This is a genomic window from Streptomyces herbicida, from assembly GCF_032656585.1.
Lineage (GTDB): Bacteria > Actinomycetota > Actinomycetes > Streptomycetales > Streptomycetaceae > Streptomyces > Streptomyces herbicida.
This window is the reverse complement of sequence record NZ_JAUYWJ010000084.1, coordinates 1-1,491: the sequence shown is the minus strand read 5'-3', so window position 1 is coordinate 1,491 and position 1,491 is coordinate 1. Positions and strand designations below refer to the sequence as shown.

Here is a 1,491-nt window from a genome sequence, read left to right as displayed (position 1 = left end):
TGCTCATTAGAGGACCATCCCTTCTGCAGCCCTCACGAGTAGGGTTGTGACCTCTCGGTCCCGGTGGGTGCATGGCCATGGGTGCGAGCCGCTTGACGGCCTGCATGAGTTCCGCCAGCCCCGCCGGGCCGAGGCCGTCTGATCGGCTTCAGGGACACGCCCCGCAGAGGGCCGATTAATGAGCTCCCGGCAGACGACCTCACCACTGGGCAGGTGCTCCTCGAACCGGCTTGGAGTACGACGCACGTGTTCATCGGATGGGACTGGGCGACCGAGACCCATGACGTGACCGTCATGGACGACACCGGCAAGCGCGTCGACCGGTGGGAACTCGCCCACACCGAGGAAGGGTTCGCCAAGACCCTGGCCCGGCTGCGCAAGCACGGAGATCCGGCGGATCTGCCTGTGGCCATCGAGACCAGCCGCGGTCTGGCCGTCGACCGGCTGCTCGCCGCCGGCCACCCCGTCGTGCCGGTCCACCCCAACGCCTTCAACGCGATGCGGGCGCGCTGGGGAGCCTCCAAGGCCAAGACCGACGCCGGCGACAGTATGAAGCTTGCTGACTACCTGCGCACCGACGGGCACATGCTGCCCCGGCTGGAACCCACCGAGCAGGCGACCCTCGACCTCCAGGCCCTCACCCGGCAGCGCGCCGACCACATCGAGGCCAAGGTCGCCGCCGTCAACCAGCTCGCCGCCCTGCTGGACGAGCACTGGCCCGGCGGCAAAGCCGTCTTCTACGAACTCGACAGCGACATCGCCATGGCCTTCCTGGAGCGCTACCCCACCCCGGCCTCCGCCGCCAAGCTCACCGCCGGACGCCTCGAAGCCTGGTGCAAACGCCATGGCTACTCCGGGAAAAAGCCCGGCAGCGTCCTGATCGAACGCCTGCGCTCGGCCCCGAAGGCCGCCTCCCGCCTCAGCGACGCCGTCGTCGAACAACTCGTCCGCGTTCAGGTCCAGCTCGTGCAGGGCATACGCGCCACCATCCGCGCGCTGGACAAGGCCCTCACCACAGCCACCGAGACGCATCCCTACGCGCCGCTGTTCGCCACCCTGCCGCGCATCGGCAAGGTCAGCCTCGGCCAGGTCATCGGCGAGATCGGCCCGATCCTGGAACGCGCCCAGACCTGCGAACAGCTCATCGCCGAAGCCGGCGTCGTCCCCGTCACCCGCGCCTCGGGCAAGGCCCGCACGGTCTCCTTCCGCTTCGCGACCAACCGCAGAGCCCGCGTCGCGCTGACGACCTTCGCCGACAACAGCCGACACGACAGCGACTGGGCCGCCAAGATCTACAACGACGCCCGGGCCCGCAAGAAGCGACACCCGCATGCCATCCGCATCCTGGCACGTGCCTGGCTGCGCGTGATGTGGGCCTGCTGGCGCAACGGCGCCTGTTACGACCCCGTCATCCATCAAGCCAACAGCAAGATCAACACGCCCGCCGACACGCCTCTGGCGGCATAGAGGTTGACTCAGGAAACTCATGCG

Annotated in this window: 1 protein-coding gene; it reads left to right on the top strand. The window is 68.5% G+C overall.

The genetic code is table 11. From position 1 onward, the window contains the following. Window positions 1-246 precede the first annotated feature (246 nt). A complete protein-coding gene (locus tag Q8A52_RS48815; RefSeq protein WP_316765149.1) occupies window positions 247-1,467 on the top strand; it encodes an IS110 family RNA-guided transposase in 1,221 nt (406 codons plus the stop codon). Window positions 1,468-1,491: the final 24 nt, after the last annotated feature.